The sequence below is a fragment of the Citrobacter meridianamericanus genome (genome assembly GCF_041320245.1).
Taxonomy (GTDB): Bacteria; Pseudomonadota; Gammaproteobacteria; order Enterobacterales; family Enterobacteriaceae; genus Citrobacter; species Citrobacter meridianamericanus.
The window spans coordinates 44078-61299 of record NZ_CP101038.1; the positions used below are offsets into that span (position 1 = coordinate 44078).

At 52.3% G+C, this 17222-nt stretch carries 12 protein-coding genes and 5 pseudogenes; 13 read left to right on the forward strand and 4 right to left on the reverse strand.

Annotated features, from left to right (window positions below; all coding sequences use genetic code 11):
* Positions 1 to 62: 62 nt before the first annotated feature.
* A pseudogene (blaTEM, locus tag NMD08_RS27625) lies at positions 63 to 922 on the reverse strand (TEM family class A beta-lactamase).
* Positions 923 to 1104: 182 nt separating this feature from the next.
* Positions 1105 to 1662: a recombinase family protein gene (locus tag NMD08_RS27630; protein ID WP_001235713.1), complete on the reverse strand. Its 558-nt coding sequence runs from the start codon at positions 1660 to 1662 to the stop codon at positions 1105 to 1107.
* Positions 1663 to 1825: 163 nt separating this feature from the next.
* Here NMD08_RS27630 and NMD08_RS27635 point away from each other — a divergent pair, with 163 nt between their 5' ends.
* The 9 genes and pseudogenes from NMD08_RS27635 (at position 1826) to NMD08_RS27675 (ending at position 13172) form a co-directional block, all read left to right on the forward strand.
* The gene (locus tag NMD08_RS27635) at positions 1826 to 4834 is read left to right on the forward strand and encodes a Tn3-like element ISEc63 family transposase (protein WP_370606105.1); all 3009 of its coding nucleotides are present in this window, start codon (positions 1826 to 1828) and stop codon (positions 4832 to 4834) included.
* 20 nt (positions 4835 to 4854) lie between these two features.
* Positions 4855 to 5448 (forward strand): annotated as a pseudogene (locus NMD08_RS27640) (dihydropteroate synthase); the annotation flags it as partial.
* Between the two features lie 404 nt (positions 5449 to 5852).
* Positions 5853 to 7394 (forward strand): IS91-like element ISCR1 family transposase, encoded by a 1542-nt coding sequence (locus tag NMD08_RS27645; RefSeq protein WP_000050481.1) that lies wholly within the window; start codon positions 5853 to 5855, stop codon positions 7392 to 7394.
* Positions 7395 to 7589: 195 nt separating this feature from the next.
* Positions 7590 to 8314, forward strand: a protein-coding gene (locus NMD08_RS27650) for an IS1-like element IS1B family transposase (protein ID WP_370620249.1) whose coding sequence is annotated in 2 segments (ribosomal slippage) — positions 7590 to 7866 and positions 7866 to 8314 — 726 coding nt in all. Because the reading frame shifts where the segments join, the coding sequence is not laid out codon by codon here.
* Between the two features lie 212 nt (positions 8315 to 8526).
* On the forward strand, positions 8527 to 9168 hold the full coding sequence (locus NMD08_RS27655; RefSeq protein WP_000134999.1) for an MBL fold metallo-hydrolase: 642 nt from the start codon (positions 8527 to 8529) through the stop codon (positions 9166 to 9168).
* Positions 9169 to 9581: 413 nt separating this feature from the next.
* A pseudogene (gene aph(3'')-Ib, locus NMD08_RS27660) lies at positions 9582 to 10384 on the forward strand (aminoglycoside O-phosphotransferase APH(3'')-Ib).
* On the forward strand, positions 10384 to 11220 hold the full coding sequence (locus tag NMD08_RS27665) for an aminoglycoside O-phosphotransferase APH(6)-Id (protein ID WP_000480968.1): 837 nt from the start codon (positions 10384 to 10386) through the stop codon (positions 11218 to 11220). The pseudogene aph(3'')-Ib and the gene NMD08_RS27665 overlap by 1 nt, the downstream one beginning before the upstream one ends.
* A gap of 106 nt (positions 11221 to 11326) precedes the next feature.
* Positions 11327 to 12097: pseudogene (locus tag NMD08_RS27670) on the forward strand (Tn3 family transposase); the annotation flags it as partial.
* A gap of 97 nt (positions 12098 to 12194) precedes the next feature.
* A complete protein-coding gene (locus NMD08_RS27675) occupies positions 12195 to 13172 on the forward strand; it encodes a DUF6685 family protein (protein WP_256434854.1) in 978 nt (325 codons plus the stop codon).
* Between the two features lie 73 nt (positions 13173 to 13245).
* Here NMD08_RS27675 and NMD08_RS27680 read toward each other — a convergent pair whose 3' ends face one another.
* Positions 13246 to 13734 carry a hypothetical protein gene (locus NMD08_RS27680; protein WP_063615379.1) on the reverse strand — a complete coding sequence of 163 codons (489 nt, stop codon included), beginning with the start codon at positions 13732 to 13734 and terminating at the stop codon, positions 13246 to 13248.
* A 255-nt stretch (positions 13735 to 13989) separates the two neighbouring features.
* Here NMD08_RS27680 and NMD08_RS27685 point away from each other — a divergent pair, with 255 nt between their 5' ends.
* Entirely contained in the window at positions 13990 to 15105 is a 1116-nt protein-coding gene (locus NMD08_RS27685) for a DNA-binding protein (RefSeq protein ID WP_256434857.1), read from the forward strand.
* Positions 15106 to 15303: 198 nt separating this feature from the next.
* On the opposite strand, the pseudogene NMD08_RS27690 reads toward NMD08_RS27685, so the two are convergent.
* Positions 15304 to 15561: pseudogene (locus tag NMD08_RS27690) on the reverse strand (hypothetical protein); the annotation flags it as partial.
* Between NMD08_RS27690 and NMD08_RS27695 the strand changes: the two are divergent.
* Genes NMD08_RS27695 through NMD08_RS27705 form a run of 3 tightly spaced genes read left to right on the forward strand, consistent with a single transcriptional unit; the run spans position 15473 to position 17002 of the window.
* Positions 15473 to 15961, forward strand: a complete 489-nt coding sequence (locus NMD08_RS27695) for a 3'-5' exonuclease (protein WP_256434891.1) — start codon at positions 15473 to 15475, stop codon at positions 15959 to 15961. The pseudogene NMD08_RS27690 and the gene NMD08_RS27695 overlap by 89 nt on opposite strands.
* A 52-nt stretch (positions 15962 to 16013) precedes the next feature.
* Positions 16014 to 16409 (forward strand): hypothetical protein, encoded by a 396-nt coding sequence (locus NMD08_RS27700; protein WP_063615382.1) that lies wholly within the window; start codon positions 16014 to 16016, stop codon positions 16407 to 16409.
* A complete protein-coding gene (locus tag NMD08_RS27705; protein ID WP_256434858.1) occupies positions 16406 to 17002 on the forward strand; it encodes a DUF2913 family protein in 597 nt (198 codons plus the stop codon). The genes NMD08_RS27700 and NMD08_RS27705 overlap by 4 nt, the downstream gene beginning before the upstream one ends.
* The last annotated feature ends 220 nt before the right edge of the window (positions 17003 to 17222 follow it).

The following is a 17222-nucleotide window of genomic DNA, read 5'->3' on the forward strand; positions in this document are numbered from 1 at the left end:
TTAAATTAAAAATGAAGTTTTAAATCAATCTAAAGTATATATGAGTAAACTTGGTCTGACAGTTACCAATGCTTAATCAGTGAGGCACCTATCTCAGCGATCTGTCTATTTCGTTCATCCATAGTTGCCTGACTCCCCGTCGTGTAGATAACTACGATACGGGAGGGCTTACCATCTGGCCCCAGTGCTGCAATGATACCGCGAGACCCACGCTCACCGGCTCCAGATTTATCAGCAATAAACCAGCCAGCCGGAAGGGCCGAGCGCAGAAGTGGTCCTGCAACTTTATCCGCCTCCATCCAGTCTATTAATTGTTGCCGGGAAGCTAGAGTAAGTAGTTCGCCAGTTAATAGTTTGCGCAACGTTGTTGCCATTGCTGCAGGCATCGTGGTGTCACGCTCGTCGTTTGGTATGGCTTCATTCAGCTCCGGTTCCCAACGATCAAGGCGAGTTACATGATCCCCCATGTTGTGCAAAAAAGCGGTTAGCTCCTTCGGTCCTCCGATCGTTGTCAGAAGTAAGTTGGCAGCAGTGTTATCACTCATGGTTATGGCAGCACTGCATAATTCTCTTACTGTCATGCCATCCGTAAGATGCTTTTCTGTGACTGGTGAGTACTCAACCAAGTCATTCTGAGAATAGTGTATGCGGCGACCGAGTTGCTCTTGCCCGGCGTCAACACGGGATAATACCGCACCACATAGCAGAACTTTAAAAGTGCTCATCATTGGAAAACGTTCTTCGGGGCGAAAACTCTCAAGGATCTTACCGCTGTTGAGATCCAGTTCGATGTAACCCACTCGTGCACCCAACTGATCTTCAGCATCTTTTACTTTCACCAGCGTTTCTGGGTGAGCAAAAACAGGAAGGCAAAATGCCGCAAAAAGGGAATAAGGGCGACACGGAAATGTTGAATACTCATACTCTTCCTTTTTCAATATTATTGAAGCATTTATCAGGGTTATTGTCTCATGAGCGGATACATATTTGAATGTATTTAGAAAAATAAACAAATAGGGGTTCCGCGCACATTTCCCCGAAAAGTGCCACCTGACGTCTAAGAAACCATTATTATCATGACATTAACCTATAAAAATAGGCGTATCACGAGGCCCTTTCGTCTTCAAGAATTTTATAAACCGTGGAGCGGGCAATACTGAGCTGATGAGCAATTTCCGTTGCACCAGTGCCCTTCTGATGAAGCGTCAGCACGACGTTCCTGTCCACGGTACGCCTGCGGCCAAATTTGATTCCTTTCAGCTTTGCTTCCTGTCGGCCCTCATTCGTGCGCTCTAGGATCCTCCGGCGTTCAGCCTGTGCCACAGCCGACAGGATGGTGACCACCATTTGCCCCATATCACCGTCGGTACTGATCCCGTCATCAATGAACCGGACTGCCACGCCCTGAGCGTCAAATTCCTTTATCAGTTGGATCATATCGGCAGTGTCGCGGCCAAGACGGTCGAGCTTCTTAACCAGAATGACATCACCTTCCTCCACCTTCATCCTCAGCAAATCCAGCCCTTCCCGATCTGTTGAACTGCCGGATGCCTTATCGGTAAATATACGGTTTGCTTTCACACCTGCGTCTTTGAGTGCTCTGACCTGAAGATCAAGAGACTGCTGACTGGTTGAGACCCGAGCGTAACCAAAAAGTCGCATAAAAATGTACCTTAAATCGAATATCGGACAACTCATGTCTATTATTACAAATTTACGATTTAATAGACATATTAATGTAACAGTTTTACGATGTCCGATAATTTATAATATTTCGGACGGTTGCAAAATTGTTAATGAATAACTGTCAGGTAGGGAGCCTGATATGCCTGTCGACTTTCTAACCTCTGACCAAAAACAGAATTACGGTTGTTATGCTGCAGAACCTAATGACGTGCAACTGGCGCGCTATTTTCATCTTGATGAACGGGATCTGGCCTTCATTAACCAACGACGGGGCAAACATAATAGGCTGGGCATTGCGCTTCAGCTCACCACAGCCCGTTTTCTGGGAACATTTCTGACGGATTTAACTCAGGTTCTGCCTGGTGTTCAACATTTTGTCGCGGTACAGCTTAATATCCACCGTCCAGAAGTTCTCTCCCGCTATGCTGAACGGGACACTACCCTTAGAGAACATACTGCATTAATTAAGGAATATTACGGCTATCATGAATTTGGTGATTTTCCATGGTCTTTCCGCCTGAAGCGTCTGCTATATACCCGGGCGTGGCTCAGTAATGAGCGACCGGGTCTGATGTTTGATTTTGCCACTGCATGGTTGCTTCAAAATAAGGTATTACTGCCCGGAGCAACCACACTAGTACGTCTCATCAGTGAAATTCGTGAAAGGGCAAATCAGCGGCTGTGGAAAAAGCTGGCCGCACTGCCGAACAAATGGCAGGCAGCTCAAGTGATGGAGCTTCTGGTCATTCCGGAAGGTCAGCGTGTATCAGCACTGGAACAGTTGAAAAAAGGCCCTGTTACAGTCAGTGGACCTGCGTTTAATGAAGCGCTGGAACGATATATCCGATTACGAAGTCTTGAGTTTTCCCGACTGAACTTTTCCGGTCTGCCTGCCATTCAACTGCGTAATCTGGCTCGTTATGCTGGCATGGCGTCGGTAAAATATATCGCTCGAATGCCACAGCAGAGAAAGCTTGCTGTACTTACTGCATTCGTTAAAGCACAGGAAATAACGGCATTAGACGATGCCGTTGATGTGCTTGATATGCTAATTCTGGACATTATCCGCGAAGCAAAGAAAACCGGGCAAAAAAAAAGACTCAGGACACTGAAAGATCTTGATCAGGCCGCATTGTTACTGGCGCGGGCATGTGCATTGTTGCTGGATGATAATACAGATGTCCCAGATCTCAGGCAGGTTATCTTCAAGTGCGTACCCAAAAACAGACTGGCAGAATCTGTAAGCAAGGTTAATGAACTTGCTCGTCCACAGAACAATAATTTCCATGACGAAATGGTTGAGCAGTACGGTCGGGTTAAACGTTTTCTTCCGGCGGTGTTGCGGGACCTGCATTTCCGTGCGGCACCGGCAGGTGAACATGTACTGGCTGCGATTCATTATCTGGCAGAACTGAATGGTTCGAAAAAGCGCATCCTTGATGATGCGCCTGAACATATTATCACCGGTCCCTGGAAACGCCTCGTATACGATGCGGAGGGACGGATACAGCGTGCAGGTTATTCACTATGTTTGCTGGAACGCCTTCAGGATGCACTGCGCCGCCGGGACATCTGGCTTGAAAACAGTGATCGCTGGGGAGATCCTCGCGAGAAGTTGTTGCAAGGTGAAGAGTGGCAGACTCAGCGTATTCCTGTCTGTCGGGCACTGGGACATCCTGTCGATGGACGTAAAGGTGTGCAACAACTGGCTATTCAGCTGGATGAGACCTGGAAAGCCGTGACATCACGATTTGAAAAGAATGCGGAAGTTCATATCTGTAATGAAGGTAAATATCCATCCCTGACTATCAGTTGTCTGGAGAAACAGGAAGAGCCACCATCATTGCTTCGTCTAAATAATCGGATCAAACAGCTACTCCCACCGGTAGATTTAACGGAACTGTTACTTGAGATAGATGCCCAGACAGGATTTACACATGAGTTTGCGCATGTCAGTGAATCTGGTGCTCGAGCGCAAGATTTGCACATCAGTTTATGTGCGGTATTGATGGCTGAAGCCTGTAATATCGGACTGGAACCGCTGATAAAGCACAATATACCAGCACTGACCCGCCATCGGCTCAGTTGGGTGAAACAGAATTACCTTCGTGCAGAAACGCTGGTCAGCGCCAATGCCCGCCTGGTTGATTTTCAGTCCACACTGGAGCTTGCTGGTCGTTGGGGAGGTGGAGAAGTGGCATCAGCTGACGGCATGCGCTTTGTCACACCAGTGAAGACCATCAACTCAGGATCTAACAGAAAATATTTTGGTTCTGGACGAGGCATCACCTGGTATAACTTCGTATCTGATCAGTACTCTGGGTTCCATGGCATTGTGGTACCCGGTACATTACGGGATTCGATTTTTGTACTGGAAGGACTTCTTGAGCAGCAGACAGGGCTGAATCCAGTTGAAATCATGACAGACACTGCGGGTAGCAGCGATATTATTTTCGGTCTGTTCTGGCTACTGGGGTATCAGTTTTCCCCCCGGCTTGCCGATGCAGGTGAGGCGGTGTTCTGGCGGGTGAATAAATCGGCAAACTACGGAGTACTGGATAAGTTGGCCCGAGGATATGCAGATCTGTCAAAAGCGGAGAGTCAGTGGGATGAGATGATGCGAACCGCTGGTTCGCTGAAGTTGGGTACAATTCATGCGTCAGAACTCATTCGCTCTTTACTGAAAAGCTCGCGCCCATCAGGACTGGCACAGGCAATTATGGAAGTAGGGCGTGTAAACAAAACGCTATATCTCCTCAATTATATTGATGATGAAGATTATCGTCGGCGGATCCTGACGCAGCTTAATCGAGGAGAAGGCCGCCACGCTGTGGCTCGTGCGATTTGTTACGGACAACGCGGAGAGATCAGAAAGCGTTATCGTGAAGGGCAGGAAGATCAACTGGGGGCGCTGGGCCTGGTTACTAATGCAGTGGTTCTGTGGAACACGCTCTATATGGAGGAAGCGTTGAGCTGGATGCGCCGTAATGGCGAAGAAATTATAGATGAAGATATCGCTCGGCTATCTCCCCTGATGCACGGGCATATCAATATGTTGGGCCATTATACATTCACGTTGCCAGAGGATATTTTAAAAGGGGAACTGAGAGCTCTAAATTTAAATATAAACAACGAATTATCTCCTTAACGTACGTTTTCGTTCCATTGGCCCTCAAACCCCAAACCCAGCGCTATGCGCTCAAGCGCGGCGTGGGCTACCTGAACGATATCCAAGGATTTCCTGACCCTGCGCTCTATCCCGATATTGCTGAGGCGGACTGCAGGCTGGTGGTTATGCACTCAGCGCAGCGGGATGGCATCGCCACCCGCACCGGTCACCTTCGACCCGAAGACGCGCTCGACGAGATTGTGCGGTTCTTCGAGGCGCGGGTTTCCGCCTTGCGACGGAGCGGGGTCGCTGCCGACCGGCTCATCCTCGATCCGGGGATGGGATTTTTCTTGAGCCCCGCACCGGAAACATCGCTGCACGTGCTGTCGAACCTTCAAAAGCTGAAGTCGGCGTTGGGGCTTCCGCTATTGGTCTCGGTGTCGCGGAAATCCTTCTTGGGCGCCACCGTTGGCCTTCCTGTAAAGGATCTGGGTCCAGCGAGCCTTGCGGCGGAACTTCACGCGATCGGCAATGGCGCTGACTACGTCCGCACCCACGCGCCTGGAGATCTGCGAAGCGCAATCACCTTCTCGGAAACCCTCGCGAAATTTCGCAGTCGCGACGCCAGAGACCGAGGGTTAGATCATGCCTAGCATTCACCTTCCGGCCGCCCGCTAAATATCTCCTTTTGGGTTGTTAATAAAACATCCAATAAGTTGACTGTGCGTGAAAAAGAAAGTTTTGTGTGATGGCGTTGAAGATCGCACCGTTAAGCTCTTATGTGGGATGGTGCAGAGCTCGACGACTACCGATAAAACGCAACCGCCGCAAACAGACAAGAAAAAGCCCCAACTGATAACAGTTGGGGCTTCAGTATTGTGATTGGTGGAGCAATAGCACCCTGAACCCAAAACCTTCTCGCTCAACCGGTAGTGGCTGATAACAACTCGTGAGGGCTATTGCGGGTTAAGCATTTAGCGATGTCTAGGGCCAGACTGGACGTCTGAACGCAAGCCGCTGATACTGTACATAACCACAGTATCAGCGGAGGATACCCATGTCGCTGGCAAGGAACGCCACGGCGAGTCAATCGCCCACTCAAACAAACGGTTACGAACGCCACCAACCCGACCAGACGCTGCTCTACCAGCTGGTTGAGCAGCACTACCCAGCCTTCAAAGCCTCACTCGAAGCCCAAGGTCAACACCTGCCTCGCTACATCCAACAAGAATTCAACGACCTCCTCCAATGTGGCCGTCTGGAGTATGGTTTCATGCGGGTTCGCTGCGAGGATTGTCATCACGAGCGTCTGGTCGCCTTCAGCTGTAAACGACGCGGCTTTTGCCCTAGCTGCGGTGCCCGCCGGATGGCCGAGAGTGCGGCGCTGCTGATAGACGAAGTCTTCCCCAAGGAGCCCATTCGCCAGTGGGTGCTCAGCTTTCCTTTCCAGCTACGCTTTTTGCTGGCTCGCCATCCCCAGCTGATGGGCCAGGTCTTGAGTATCGTCTATCGTACACTCTCAACTCATCTGATCAAAAAAGCCGGTTACACCAAAGCCTCTGCACAAACTGGCTCAGTGACTCTTATCCAACGCTTTGGCTCCGCGCTAAATCTCAATGTCCACTACCACATGCTGTTTCTCGATGGTGTCTATGCCGAAGATGACTATGGCAAGCAACGCTTCCATCGTGTCAAGGCACCCACTTACGATGAGCTGAATACGCTCGCTCACACCCTCAGCCATCGCATCGCTCGCTGCATGGAAAAGCGTGGGATTTTGGAGCGTGATGCCGAGAATACGTGGTTGACACTGGAAGAGGGCGAAGACGATACGCTGACTCAATTACATGGTGCTTCGGTTACGTATCGCATTGCCGTCGGCCCCCAGCAAGGGCGCAAAGTCTTCACCCTGCAAACCTTGCCAGGGCGTGAGGATAAAGCCGACTCAAGCAGTCGAGTAGCCAACCATGCTGGTTTCTCGCTACACGCCGGTGTGATGGCCGAAGCGCATCAGCGGGATAAGCTTGAGCGCTTGTGTCGCTACATTAGTCGGCCAGCGGTTTCAGAAAAACGTCTGGCATTAACCGCCAATGGGCAGGTGCGTTACGAGCTCAAAACTCCGTACCGCAATGGCACCACCCATGTGATCTTCGAGCCGCTGGACTTCATCGCCAAACTCGCTGCGTTGGTACCTAAGCCGCGAGTCAACCTCACACGCTTCCACGGCGTCTTTGCACCGAACAGCAAACACCGAGTTCAAGTAACACCCGCCAAGCGGGGCAAGAAGCCCGACAAATCGGAAGGTCTCGATACTAACTGGCGTGACAAGAGTCCTGCAGAGCGCCACCGCGCCATGACCTGGATGCAACGCCTCAAGCGAGTCTTCAATATTGATATTGAAGTCTGCGAACACTGCGGCGGTCACGTCAAAGTGATTGCCAGCATCGAAGATCCGAAGGTCATTGAGCAGATTCTCAAGCATCTGAAACAGAAAACAGCCAAGGCGAATGCCGCCAAGCAGCGTGAGCTGCCACCAGAACGAGCGCCGCCACTGACTCCCAGCCTGTTCGATCCATCACAGAGTCGTCTCTTTGACTGACGACCCCAAATCCAACACTGCTCAACACTGCCAACTTTTAAACGGGGCGGTGGGGCAGTTTGTATCTCTCGAGCTATCAGGCTAGAGATTTTACCGCCAAATCGAACCTTATTAGAGCGGTTTAGGCTGGACCGGCAGTTAAAATTGGGGCTTGAGCGGTAAACGAGTGAGGGAATTTCAGGTAAGATACTTCGGATGAGGAGCAAAAAGGTGGTTTATACTTCCTATACCCTTTCTATCAGCTGTCCCTCCTGTTCAGCTACTGACGGGGTGGTGCGTAACGGCAAAAGCACCGCCGGACATCAGCGCTATCTCTGCTCTCACTGCCGTAAAACATGGCAACTGCAGTTCACTTACACCGCTTCTCAACCCGGTACGCACCAGAAAATCATTGATATGGCCATGAATGGCGTTGGATGCCGGGCAACCGCCCGCATTATGGGCGTTGGCCTCAACACGATTTTCCGCCATTTAAAAAACTCAGGCCGCAGTCGGTAACCTCGCGCATACAGCCGGGCAGTGACGTCATCGTCTGCGCGGAAATGGACGAACAGTGGGGATACGTCGGGGCTAAATCGCGCCAGCGCTGGCTGTTTTACGCGTATGACAGGCTCCGGAAGACGGTTGTTGCGCACGTATTCGGTGAACGCACTATGGCGACGCTGGGGCGTCTTATGAGCCTGCTGTCACCCTTTGACGTGGTGATATGGATGACGGATGGCTGGCCGCTGTATGAATCCCGCCTGAAGGGAAAGCTGCACGTAATCAGCAAGCGATATACGCAGCGAATTGAGCGGCATAACCTGAATCTGAGGCAGCACCTGGCACGGCTGGGACGGAAGTCGCTGTCGTTCTCAAAATCGGTGGAGCTGCATGACAAAGTCATCGGGCATTATCTGAACATAAAACACTATCAATAAGTTGGAGTCATTACCCTTGCAGAGTTTATTAAGTATCATTGCAGCAAAGATGAAATCAATGATTTATCAAAAATGATTGAAAGGTGGTTGTAAATAATGTCTCAATGTGTGAGAAGCAGTCTAAATTCTTCGTGAAATAGTGATTTTTGAAGCTAATAAAAAACACACGTGGAATTTAGGTTAGACTATAAATAGAAAAAGGCGTTTTGACAATGACAGAGATTATCAAAGATTTATACCAATTTACAGAGGTAATGGAGCCGATTAAGCTTTCAATGCACCAATACTTATTGATGACAAATGAGCCTGTTCTCATTCAGACCGGAGCCGTATCACAAGCGCAAACTACCATTCCTAAGTTGCAAGAGTTGCTCGGTGAACGCAAAATAAAATACATTCTAATTTCTCATTTTGAATCAGACGAATGTGGCGGACTTGCTTTGGTTCTCAAAGAACATCCCGAAGCTGTCGCGGTTTGTTCCGAAACCACAGCAAGACAACTGATGGGGTTTGGTATTACTAACAATGTGCTTATTAAAAAGCCGAATGAAATATTTGCCGGAGATGATTTTGAATTTCAAACTATCAGTTACCCATCTGAAATGCATATGTGGGAAGGACTTTTATTTTTTGAAAAGAAACGTGGTATTTTCTTTAGCAGCGACCTCATGTTCGGCATGGGTGAGAATCACGGACAAGTTATCGAAAGCAGTTGGGACGCAGCGGTAAAATCAAGCGGCGCAGATACATTGCCCAATCAAGAATCCGGACAAAAGCTATCCTCGGATTTGAGTGAGATTGAACCTAAGTTCGTTGCTTCCGGTCATGGGTTTTGCATTACGATTGTAGGATAAATCAAGCAAATAGACCTTGCAAAATAAGCATTTGCAAATATACCACTTCATAAAACCGTATACTGTAATTATCAAGATTTTGAACGATATTGAAAAACAGTAACTTAAAGGCTCGATATATTTATAATATATCGAGCTTTTTTCATGTCTAAAAACTTGGGGGTATATAGTGAAAAATACCGTCCCAACGTCCCAAAGGCTGATAAGTAGGCGCATTATATGGGTAAATGGCTTTTATAATCCACGCCGAAGACATTCAACACTCGGCTGGAAATCGCCGGTGGCATTTGAGAAAAAAGCCGCTTAAAATGAGAGATAGACCGGAACACAACCGGTGCAAGTCCATAGCAACTCGTTTCTTTTCGCAGGTTGAGCCACCTCCGCGCTTCATCAGAAAACTGAAGGAACCTCCATTGAATCGAACTAATATTTTTTTGGTGAATCGCATTCTGACTGGTTGCCTGTCAGAGGCGGAGAATCTGGTGATTTTGTTTTTCGACGTGGTGACGGGCATGCCTTCGCGAAAATCGCACCTGCTTCCCGCCGCGGTGAGCTCGCTGGAGAGCGTGACCGCCTCATTTGGCTCAAAGGTCGAGGTGTGGCTTGCCCCGAGGTGATCAACTGGCAGGAGGAACAGGAGGGTGCATGCTTGGTGATAACGGCAATTCCGGGAGTACCGGCGGCTGATCTGTCTGGAGCGGATTTGCTCAAAGCGTGGCCGTCAATGGGGCAGCAACTTGGCGCTGTTCACAGCCTATCGGTTGATCAATGTCCGTTTGAGCGCAGGCTGTCGCGAATGTTCGGACGCGCCGTTGATGTGGTGTCCCGCAATGCCGTCAATCCCGACTTCTTACCGGACGAGGACAAGAGTACGCCGCAGCTCGATCTTTTGGCTCGTGTCGAACGAGAGCTACCGGTGCGGCTCGACCAAGAGCGCACCGATATGGTTGTTTGCCATGGTGATCCCTGCATGCCGAACTTCATGGTGGACCCTAAAACTCTTCAATGCACGGGTCTGATCGACCTTGGGCGGCTCGGAACAGCAGATCGCTATGCCGATTTGGCACTCATGATTGCTAACGCCGAAGAGAACTGGGCAGCGCCAGATGAAGCAGAGCGCGCCTTCGCTGTCCTATTCAATGTATTGGGGATCGAAGCCCCCGACCGCGAACGCCTTGCCTTCTATCTGCGATTGGACCCTCTGACTTGGGGTTGATGTTCATGCCGCCTGTTTTTCCTGCTCATTGGCACGTTTCGCAACCTGTTCTCATTGCGGACACCTTTTCCAGCCTCGTTTGGAAAGTTTCATTGCCAGACGGGACTCCTGCAATCGTCAAGGGATTGAAACCTATAGAAGACATTGCTGATGAACTGCGCGGGGCCGACTATCTGGTATGGCGCAATGGGAGGGGAGCAGTCCGGTTGCTCGGTCGTGAGAACAATCTGATGTTGCTCGAATATGCCGGGGAGCGAATGCTCTCTCACATCGTTGCCGAGCACGGCGACTACCAGGCGACCGAAATTGCAGCGGAACTAATGGCGAAGCTGTATGCCGCATCTGAGGAACCCCTGCCTTCTGCCCTTCTCCCGATCCGGGATCGCTTTGCAGCTTTGTTTCAGCGGGCGCGCGATGATCAAAACGCAGGTTGTCAAACTGACTACGTCCACGCGGCGATTATAGCCGATCAAATGATGAGCAATGCCTCGGAACTGCGTGGGCTACATGGCGATCTGCATCATGAAAACATCATGTTCTCCAGTCGCGGCTGGCTGGTGATAGATCCCGTCGGTCTGGTCGGTGAAGTGGGCTTTGGCGCCGCCAATATGTTCTACGATCCGGCTGACAGAGACGACCTTTGTCTCGATCCTAGACGCATTGCACAGATGGCGGACGCATTCTCTCGTGCGCTGGACGTCGATCCGCGTCGCCTGCTCGACCAGGCGTACGCTTATGGGTGCCTTTCCGCAGCTTGGAACGCGGATGGAGAAGAGGAGCAACGCGATCTAGCTATCGCGGCCGCGATCAAGCAGGTGCGACAGACGTCATACTAGATATCAAGCGACTTCTCCTATCCCCTGGGAACACATCAATCTTACCGGAGAATATCGTTGGCCAAAGCCTTAGCGTAGGATTTCGCCCTCTCCCGCAAACGACCCCTATGTGCTCGACGGCCTGCTGTACCACGAGTCCGACCTGCGGATCGAGGAGCACTACACCGACACGGCCGGCTTCACCGATCACGTCTTTGCCCTGATGCACCTGCTAGGCTTCCGCTTCGCGCCGCGCATCCGCGACCTCGGCGAAACCAAGCTGTACGTGCCGCAGGGCGTGCAAGCCTACCCGACGTTGCGCCCGCTGATCGGCGGCACCCTGAACATCAAGCACGTGCGTGCCCACTGGGACGACATCCTGCGCCTGGCCAGCTCGATCAAGCAGGGCACCGTCACCGCCTCGCTGATGCTGCGCAAGCTCGGCAGCTACCCGCGCCAGAACGGACTGGCCGTGGCCCTGCGCGAGCTGGGCCGGATCGAGCGCACGCTGTTCATCCTGGACTGGCTGCAAAGTGTTGAACTGCGCCGCCGCGTGCATGCCGGCCTGAACAAAGGTGAGGCGCGCAACTCGCTGGCCAGGGCGGTGTTCTTCAACCGCCTTGGGGAAATCAGGGATCGGAGCTTCGAGCAGCAGCGCTACCGGGCCAGCGGCCTCAACCTGGTGACGGCGGCTATCGTGCTGTGGAACACGGTGTACCTGGAACGCGCCACCCAGGGGTTGGTCGAGGCCGGCAAGCCGGTGGACGGCGAGCTGCTGCAATTCCTGTCGCCGCTGGGCTGGGAGCACATCAACCTAACCGGCGATTACGTCTGGCGGCAGAGCCGCAGACTGGAAGACGGGAAGTTTCGGCCCTTACGGATGCCCGGAAAACCTTAGCGTACGATTTTTTCCGAATTCTGCGGGCTCCCCATCCTTAGCTACGCTAAGGCTGGCCGGACGTGATCAGGACTAATATGACCATCAGGGAAAGCATATGAGCGATGAACCGGGAAGAGGTAAATTTGTCGATCAGGCAGCAGAAGCCAGGCCTTCTGTCTGGCGCAGAACAGCTGGCTGGATACGTGACGAGATTCTCCATTCTCTGGGACGGCCCGCCCGCCTGGAGGGTGCGATTGCTTCCGGGCAGCTAATTCCCTGTCCGATCATCGCCCCTGTCGACACGTTCTGGACACGGTCGGTGGTCTACTGGCAGGACTGGCTGTCTTTTTCTCTGTCATCATTTCATTCCCGTCCCTGGACGATCGACTACCGCAAACCGGGCTACCAGCGCCGGCTCGAAAGCCATTCACTTGCTGTTCCTGAGGTTCAGCAACTGATTAGAAAAGAAAATATCCCTCATTTTTCATGCGATATCACAGATATTCGGGGGATTTCGGCCTCGAAATCTATGGATCATGATATCCGGGACATCGATGAGTTTCCTGTACTGAGATGCCGTGAGCTGGCTGAACCTGTGACTGAAGAGCACCTGCGAAAAAATATGCGTCACTGGGAATTACGGCTCGACCGGATGCTGTTTGCTGAATATCCGTGGGCAGAGCGGAGACTCTACTGGCTGAACGACGGTGGCTCACACCATTTTGGCGCTGCCCGTTATCAGGCATGCCGCCTGGGCATTGCGGTTCCGCTTACCGGCAGACTCTGTCGCTACGGTGTAAACGTGCCGATGATCTCCGCTATACGTCAGCAATGGCATCTGTTTGCTATTCCGGCAGATGAACTCTTCGGCAGTTTTTTCGACGCCATGAATGCCTTTGAATGCCCGTTTGGTAATTCCGGTTTGCCGCGTCACATGCATGATACGGATAAGTCAGGAGTTGCTCTCAAACTGGTCTGGCTTGAACGTGGCCATCCCAGAGCCAGTGCTGTAGCTGATGTACTTTCAGCTGCAGGCTTTCCAGATTTCGGTAAGCAGCTCCAGCAGCTGGCCAAAGAACCTTCACCACGTTGAATAAGCCTGATTTATTTTCACTGACTTATGTGATTAATGCTAATGTATGCGTACATTAGCATTAATGATGCATTTAATCCCCTGCGCCTTTCTGCCTGTTCTGATTTTTCCGGTAGTCCTGCTTCACTCTCCCGATATTCTTCAGGACTGTCTGCCAGTGGTCGTCTGCCTGCTGCCGGTAGCGTTCGGCAACGTCAGCAATAATGTCAGGATCACTGTCATGGCTGCGGTGCATGCGTCCCTTCTGGCCAAAGATATCAACAATAATATTCTGGCTGCCCTGCCTGTCGAAAAGATGAGCGCACAGGCGCTTTACAACCAGCGGAGTATAGTCCAGCCCGGCTTCATCAGCGATCCGGAAGAAGAAGTACAGCATCTCATACGTTTTGTAGCGCTTGACGGCCGCACTGAGTCTGGCGGCCCGTTGTGGTGCTTCCCAGGTGTCATCCCTGTAGTTACGCAGTTCTGCCTGGTAGTCGGATTCCAGGTCTTCCTCTGTATACCGGTGGTGCCGAAAAAAGTATTCCCTGGCCCGTTCGACGACTGATTCATCCTGCGGCATGTCTGTCTCCGGTTGATGCTAACGTATGCGTACATTAGCATTAACATCAGTACCCGGCAAGGGGAGTGGCGTGCATCGTACCTGTGGTGCATCCCGCCCTGGCTCCGGACATGCTACCGGCAATTCTACCGGCGGTGCGCTGTCCTGGTGTCCTTTTCGCTACCCTGTCACGTCTTTAATTTGTTTGTTAGTTAGTTTATTTGTTAGTTTGTTTGTGTATAATGTGAGCATACCCCTTTATGCGGAGACTGACAGATGCGTCCGGCGACATACGAACCAGAACAGATTATTGAAGCAGGGCTGGCCCTGCAGGCTGAAGGACGGAATATCACCGGGTTCGCACTGCGTAACCAGGTCGGTGGCGGCAATCCGACACGTCTCCGCCAGATATGGGACGAATACCAGGCATCACAGAGCACGGTCGTCACTGAACCCGTTGCCGAGCTGCCTGTGGAAGTGGCTGAAGAAGTGAAGGCCGTCTCCGCCGCGCTGTCCGAACGCATCACCCAGCTGGCGACCGAATTGAATGACAAGGCTGTCCGGGCTGCAGAACGCCGGGTTGCGGAAGTCACGCGTGCTGCCGGTGAACAGACCGCACAGGCAGAGCGGGAGCTGGCCGACGCCGCGCAGACGGTCGACGACCTGGAAGAAAAACTGGATGAACTGCAGGACGGATATGACCGGCTGACGCGGGCGCTGGAATCAGAACGTTCACAGCGTCAGCAGCAGGATGTGGAGATGGCCCAGCTGAAAGAGCGTCTTGCGGCCGCTGAAGAGAATGCCCGACAGCGGGAGGAGCGGTATCAGGAGCAGAAGACAGTGCTGCAGGATGCGCTTAATGCGGAGCAGACCCAGCACAAAAATACGCGGGAAGACCTGCAGAAACGACTGGAGCAAATTTCTGCCGAAGCGAATGCGCGTACAGAAGAACTGAAGTCTGAACGCGATAAAGTTAATACTCTCCTTACCCGCCTGGAATCGCAGGAAAACGCGCTGGCCTCAGAACGTCAGCAGCATCAGGCCACCCGCGATACGCTGCAGCAGCGCCTCGAGCAGGCCGTCGCTGATGCACAGGCGCGCGCCGGTGAGCTTGCGCTTGAACGTGACAGAGTCAGCAGCCTCACCGCAAGGCTGGAATCGCAGGAAAAGGCCTCCTCGGAGCAACTGGTCCGTATGGGCAGCGAAATAGCCAGTCTGACAGATCGCTGCACGCAGCTGGAAAACCAGCGTGATGATGCCCGTCTGGAGACGATGGGGGAGAAAGAAACGGTCGCGGCACTGCGTGGTGAGGCTGAAGCCCTGAAGCGTCAGAACCAGTCACTGATAGCGGCGCTTTCTGGCAATAAACAGACAGGTGGCCAGAATGCGTGATGATGACAATTCAGACGCCTGTGATGAAGCGCTCCGGGCGGAGGATAAATGCTACACCAAAGGGCGACTTCGGGATGAGTTCAGGATGAAGCCAGCCCCCGGTGTGGAACCGGTCAGAATGTACAAAAGTCCTTACGGCGGGAAATACGGCGTATGGCGGCTGGCTGACTGCGTCCCGATGCGGGCGAAACGCCCACAGACAGAAAAACAGCGGCAGGCCAGCGCACGTCTGGGCCTGCAGGCCCGGATGAAGAGTGAGCGTGGCAGGTTCGCCATGCTGGCACATACCTGGTTAACGCTGGACCCCGTCTTCCTCGATACCGAAACGACCGGACTTGATGCCGGCGCGCAGGCGCTGGAAATCGGTCTGGTGAATGCCCGCGGTGAGAGGATATTTGAGACCCGCCTGAAACCCACTGTCGGCATCGATCCGACAGCAGCTGCAGTACACGGTATCAATGACGATGATCTGGTCAGTGCGCCATCGTGGCCCGATATTGCGCAGCAGCTGCAGCACCATATCGGCCGGCGCCCGCTGGTTATTTTCAATGCTGAGTTTGATACGCGCATTCTGAAGCAGACAGCGGCAGCGCATAACGACCCTGCCAGCTGGCTGGACTCTCTGACGGTGTACTGCGCCATGCGGCTCGCTGCGGGTTATTACGGACCCTCCAATCGTTACGGTACCATATCGCTTTCCGGTGCTGTCAGTCAGGCTGGCCTGAGCTGGATCGGGGAGGCTCATTCCGCTGTCACTGACGCGGTTATGACGGCACAGGTGGTAAACAATATTGCCGGATACTGGCATGAGCTCCAGTGTGAAATGAATGATGACGCAGAGAGTGAGCCAGCATAACGCTGCTCTCTGGCTGGTCAGACAGCTGCAGGTATTAATTCAGGAGTCTGGAATGGAAAATATGATGAAAAGTATGCGTGAGCATTTCCCCACGCGAACAGTGGTGATTGAACAGTCTCTGGATATGTTCGGCATCAAACGAAATGAGGACGGGACGTTACTCTTCCCCCGTCACTCCGATAAACGTTTTCCCGTTGCACGTATCCGTAAGCGACTGGCGGCTTATGGCTGGCGAGGCGAACGCCTGAATAAGGAGGTGGCGCGAATCGTCGCGGGCCCTGATATCCTCCCTGAGAGAAGTGAATACAGCATTATTTTCCCTTACGGATGGGAGAAGAAGCAGCTGACGCGTGAGATGCGGAGGATGTTTCCCCGTAAGACTGGCCGACGTGTGCTGATTATGCTCGATGAATTACATCAGTTTATTGACTCACGGGAGAAGCAGTGACGCTGACAGAAAAATCAGGCCATCTGGCATGGTGCGCCCTGGTGGCGCTTGCGCTGGCCAGGCAGGATGGTGGCGTTCTCTCGCCAGCACAGGAAAACCTCTTTCTCACCCGCTGGCTGGCGACCGCGCTGAAACAGCGGCGTTTCCCCCGGGAGATAAATCCGGACATCGAGTGGCTGCTGAAACAGGGGCGCCAGCTGGGCGTCAGCGCGAAGCTGGCCAGCAAGCTGGATTATCTCTGGCGTTCCTGCACCGGCGAACTGTCTGAGCAGAATGACCTGTTCCGGCTGACCTATGCCCTGGAAACAGCGAAAGATATGCACTGGAACTACCGTCTGCTGAGCGATCGGGAATGGTCCGGCCGGTATGCTGTGGCACTCAGTGCAGGCGTGAACGGTATTTATCTCTCACGGGGCAACCTCGATGTCGCTTTTGACGATAAAGGCCGGCAGATAAATCCGCTGACAGCGCGTCTGACGGGGAACGTGGCCGGTGTGGTAAAGCTGTTTAACCGCTGTGGGTGGCAGGCAGAGCCTGAAGGGGATGCCTCCCTGCCCCACCAGTATTCTATGAAGTCCCTGCAAGGATATTAAATAAAGGGGAACTGTGGCAGAAAAGAGCCAAAGCCTTCATTTTCATCATTCCATTCTCCGTACAAATCAGGAAAAAACCAATGAAGGTTGGTTTTTTCTATATACCGTAACTGATTCTTCTTCCTGATAAAAAATCTAATTATCAATCAGTTTACGATATGATACGCCTGTCAGGCAGGTTCGCATCTGCACTGAAAACGAGTTGCCTGGGCAAGCACAG